General features: G+C 35.7%; 4 protein-coding genes. All 4 read right to left on the bottom strand.

From position 1 onward, the window contains the following. Positions 1–413 precede the first annotated feature (413 nt). The 4 genes from ald to HNR52_RS11945 all read right to left on the bottom strand — a co-directional run bounded on the left by ald (position 414) and on the right by HNR52_RS11945 (position 5,173). Complete coding sequence (ald, locus tag HNR52_RS11960; RefSeq protein WP_435620700.1) at positions 414–1,535, bottom strand: alanine dehydrogenase; 1,122 nt, start codon at positions 1,533–1,535, stop codon at positions 414–416. 119 nt (positions 1,536–1,654) lie between these two features. Then, positions 1,655–3,604, bottom strand: a complete 1,950-nt coding sequence (locus HNR52_RS11955; protein WP_435620699.1) for an OPT family oligopeptide transporter — start codon at positions 3,602–3,604, stop codon at positions 1,655–1,657. 266 nt (positions 3,605–3,870) lie between these two features. After that, positions 3,871–4,422, bottom strand: a complete 552-nt coding sequence (locus tag HNR52_RS11950) for a 2-oxoacid:ferredoxin oxidoreductase subunit gamma family protein (RefSeq protein ID WP_013788395.1) — start codon at positions 4,420–4,422, stop codon at positions 3,871–3,873. Between the two features lies 1 nt (position 4,423). Then, positions 4,424–5,173, bottom strand: coding sequence for a thiamine pyrophosphate-dependent enzyme (locus tag HNR52_RS11945; protein WP_013788396.1), 750 nt, complete (start codon positions 5,171–5,173; stop codon positions 4,424–4,426). Positions 5,174–5,197: the final 24 nt, after the last annotated feature.

Below are 5,197 nucleotides of genomic sequence, written 5' to 3'. Positions count from 1 at the left end.
TAAAATTAAAGGCACCAGTGTCAGCTTTTTCTTTGATTCATCATTCATAATAGCACTCCTTCCTATTTGATTAAACTTTTATTTTATTTATTAAATTTTTTTAATCTAACTAAATTATAATACCTTTAACAGGTAATTGCAATACTATTTCAAATTGAATTATTAATTTTAATTTATGCAATTTTCTGTATAAATACCTGAAATTATTGTTTTGTATTTGCAGCATAAAATTCTGTTATGGTATCGTTTGAATAATTTGTAATAGAAAATTTCAATAATTTTTTAGACAAGAAGAAGATAAATAAAAATAATTGGATGTAATTTTAATTTAAATTTTGATGCAATTGTTAGGAAAGGATATAGAATATTTGTCATATATCCTTTCCAACCATATTATTATCTTTAATCGCCATTTATTCTGACAATATTTCTTTTGGATCCACATATTCGAATCCGTGAGCTTCTGCTACTGCCTTATACGTCACATGACCATTTATTACATTAAGTCCTCTCATAAGCGATTTGTTCTCTAATAGCGCTTTCTTATAGCCTTTATCTGCAATCTGCAATGCGTATGGCAAAGTAACATTTGTCAATGCAAATGTAGATGTTCTTGGCACAACACCAGGTATATTTGGAACAGAATAATGCACTACATCGTATTTTATAAAGTAAGGATTGTCATGAGATGTTATTCTATCCATCGTTTCAACAGAACCACCTTGGTCTATAGCTACATCGACGATTACAGATCCTTTTCTCATGCTCTTTACCATTTCTTCTGTTATTATTTTTGGTGTCTTTGCCCCCGGAATAAGCACTGCTCCTATTACTAAATCAGCTTCTTCAGTACATTTAGCTATATTATAACTGTTTGACATAAGAGTCGTTACTTTTCCTCCAAAAATGTCATCTAAGTATGCAAGCCTTGAAGCATTTACATCAAGTATTGTAACATTAGCTCCCATTCCAACGGCAATCTTTGCTGCATTTAGTCCTACCGTTCCACCGCCGACTATGACAACATTTGCCTTTTCAACACCTGGAACGCCACTTAAAAGGACTCCCCTGCCATTATTTTTGCTAAGCAGTAAATAAGCACCTATCGTCACTGATAGTCTACCCGCCACTTCACTCATAGGACTTAATAGCGGTAACATTCCATCATCTGTCTGCACTGTTTCATAGGCTATACCTACTACTTTTTTCTTTAAAAGTGCTTCTGTTTGCTGTCTATCTGGAGCTAAATGCAAATAGGTAAATAAGATCTGCCCTTCTTTAAAATAGTTGTACTCGGAAGGTTGCGGTTCTTTGACCTTTAATATCATATCAGATTCATTAAAAACATCTTCAGCCGTGTTAAGAATTTCAGCTCCAGCCTTCTTATACTCTTCATTAGTTATTCCACTGATTAAACCAGCATTGTTTTCTATTAATACTCTATGGCCTTTACTGCAAAACGCATGAACACCAGCAGGTGTAATAGCAACTCTTCCTTCTTCTTCTTTTATTTCTTTTGGTACTCCGATTATCATTGTGATCGCTCCTTTGTAATAATAATTTATTAAAATCATTCTAATCCGACAGCTTATTAAAACCGCCGGATTAGAAATATTTTTAGCCAGTATTCAAATCACCTTAAATTGTACATATTTCAATTGATCTTTTTGTTATCCCTGACCGTGTATCCGTATAAATAAATTCCTAATAATACAAACATCAAAAGTGAAATCCATGAAGCAAGTGCTCCACTATTTGTAATCCAATTTGCACCAAATCCTATATTTATTTTAAGTCCTGCAAATATAGCAATTACTAATCCCATTAAAGCATCTCCAGCGACTAACCCCGAAGAAATCAATATGCCTTTTTCAGTCTTTTCTTTGTACAGTTTTTCGTCATTCTTGTATTTTCTGTCAATTATCCATCTGATAATACCTCCAACCATTACTGCTGCACTTAACTCAAATGGCAAATAAAGTCCAAGTGCAAATGGCAGCACCGGAATATGCATCAATTCAATCATTATTCCCATAAATACTCCTGCTAAAATTAATATCCACGGAAGATGTCCTGTCATTATTCCTTTTACGACCATAGACATTATCGTAGCCTGTGGAGCAGCTACAGCTTGTGAACCAATTCCGTAAGAATTATTAAGCATAATAAGCACTAATCCTGCAAAAATTGATGATGCAACTATTCCTGTGTAAAGATATGTCTCTACCTTTTTAGGCGATCCACCTATAATGTAACATGTCTTTAGAGACTGCGCATTGCATCCTGCTGTTGCTGCTGCAATACAAACTATGCCTCCTATAGTAATTGCCAATATCATGCCACTATCTCCGACAATACCTGTAAGCTTTAAAATAGACGTAACAACAAGCAATGTAGCTATTGTCATGCCTGACACTGGGTTATTGGATTCACCCACAATTCCTGTCATTCTTGCTGAGACAACAGCGAAGAAGAAGGAAAATAATATAGTCAAAAGGCTTCCTATAAATGTCATCTTAAATATTGGAAGAAGCCATGTTAAGAGGAATAAGAAAATCGCCCCGATAATCACTATATTTATCGATATATCGCTGTCAGTCCTTTTTTGTTTTTTTGCACTAGCTCCAAATCCTGATAGTGAGTCTTTAAATGCCTTTATAAGTGTAGGGAATGTTTTGAATAAAGTAATGAACCCTCCTGCCAATACTCCACCAGCACCTATATACCTTATATAGCTGCCCCATATTTGAGAAGCTGACATATCTTTTATAAGTGTTGTGGCTGGATATATTGGACTTGTAAGTCCATCTCCAAAAAATTTTATTAATGGTATAAGACCAAGCCATGCCAATATACCACCTGCCAGCATGTATGAAGAAATCTCTATTCCAACTATAAAGCCAACTCCTAACAATGATGCTAACACGTTTATTCCAACTTGCGTACCCTTAAACCAATTTAGATTCCATGCAGGCTCTTCTGACCATATAGAAAAACCACCTGATAATAATTTGTATATGCCACCTGTAAGCATACCAGACAAAACTGTCATAAATCCTGAACCACCTTGATTGCTTGTTACAAGGACTTCAGAAGCTGCCATTCCTTCAGGATATAGAAGTTTTCCGTGTTCTTCAACCGTCAAATACCTTCTTAAAGGTACGACAAATAATACGCCAAATAATCCACCGATTAATACCGCAAATATTATTCTTTCAAGTGTAAACTCATTTTTAAAGCCCCAAATAGCTATAGCTGGAAAAGAAAACAAAAGTCCAGCAGCAACGCTTTCACCTGTCGCAGCTATTGCTGTAGCCATATTAGCTTCTAATATGCTATTTCTCCTAAAAATCGTCTTTAATATACCAGTAGACAAAACAGCAGCAGGAATCGCTGCACTTATAGTCATTCCAGTTTTAAGACCTAAATAAGTATTAGCTGCCGCAAAAACAATCGCAAATATCACACCTATAACTAAACTTAAAAACGTAGATTCAGGAAGAACCTCTTCTGCTGGAACAAATGGCACATACTTATCTCCACTTATACCACCATAAGCGCCATCTGATAACTTTCTTCCATATTCAGCTTTTCCACTGGCCATATCCTTTCTCCTTTCGTGTTATAGTTTAAATAATTTATTTAAGCTTTTATTGCCATAACCACCTCCTTCAACATTTTAACTTATATTAAAATATTTTAATAGTATGAAGCAATAAAATGGCCTACTGTGATTTTTAAACTCTTCACAAAGCGATACATCGTTTTCCACTTTTATTATATTCGACAGACATTTCAAAAATCCTTCAAAAATGCAAAATATGCTTCATGAATATTTTCACTGCATTTCTTTCATTCATAATATAGTGTTTATTTCTTACTTAAAGCATCTATAAGTTCTGCTCCTTTTTCTAAGGCTTTTTCATTTATTGACACAAGATGCTCTTTACTTGGTCCTAAAACTTCTACAAGTGCCTTTAATGTAGATTCAATTTTTGTAATATTCGTTGCTTTTATTAGAGCTCCTAAAATCACCATATTGGCAATCTTTAAATTCCCTAATTCATTGGCAATGTCATTTGCTGCAATTTCGTAAACTTCTATATCCTTTCTTTTCGCTTTCTCTTTAATTAGCGATGTATTTATAAAAAGCTTTCCACCAGGCACAACATATTTTTCATACTTTTCTAAAGAAGGCCTATTCATTGCAACAACTACAGTTGCCTCGTTTATTATGGGGGAGCCTACTGGTTCATCAGATATGGTAACATGGCAGTTGGCTGTGCCTCCTCTCATCTCTGGTCCATACGACGGCAGCCACGATACGTTTTTCCCATCCATCATTCCTGCGTATGACATTATAAGCCCCATCGACATGATGCCCTGTCCACCAAATCCTGCAAATATTATCTTTTCATTCATTTTATTTTTCCTCCTCCAAGGTGTTTTTGTATACACCTAATGGATAGTATTGCTCCATCTTGTCTTTTATCCATTTTAATGCTTCATTCGGTGACATACCCCAGTTTGTTGGACAGCTTGACAGGACTTCTATCATTGAAAAGCCTTTTTTGTTTATTTGGGCTTTGAATGCGTTTTTGATTGCTTTTTTGGCGTTTAATACGTGTTTTACGTCGTACACTGATACTCTTTCGATGTATGCTGCTCCTTCTAATGTTGATAGCATTTCACACATTTTTATGGGATATCCGTTTGTTTCTGGTTTTCTTCCGTACGGGGTTGTGAGGGTTTCTTGCCCTATCAGTGATGTTGGTGCCATTTGGCCTCCTGTCATGCCGTATATGGCGTTGTTTATGAATATTACTGTTATGTTTTCTCCTCTTGCTGCTGCGTGTACTGTTTCTGCTGTTCCTATTGCTGCTAAGTCTCCATCTCCTTGGTATGTGAATACTATTTTGTCTGGATGTACTCTTTTTATGCCTGTTGCTACTGCTGGTGCTCTTCCATGGGCTGCTTCTTGCATGTCGCAGTTGAAGTATTCGTAGGCGAATACGGCGCATCCTACTGGTGCTACACCTATTGCTTTGTCTAATACTCCTAATTCTTCCATTGCTTCTGCTACAAGTCTGTGGACTATGCCATGTGTACATCCTGGACAGTAGTGAAATGGTGTGTCTGTTAGTCCTTTTGTTTTTTGAAATACTACTGCCATTATTTTTTCCCCCTTATTTTCTTG

It is taken from the genome of Thermoanaerobacterium thermosulfurigenes, assembly GCF_051201035.1.
Lineage (GTDB): Bacteria > Bacillota > Thermoanaerobacteria > Thermoanaerobacterales > Thermoanaerobacteraceae > Thermoanaerobacterium > Thermoanaerobacterium thermosulfurigenes.
The sequence above is the reverse complement of the archived record's forward strand: the minus strand, read 5'-3'. Positions and strand labels throughout refer to the sequence as shown.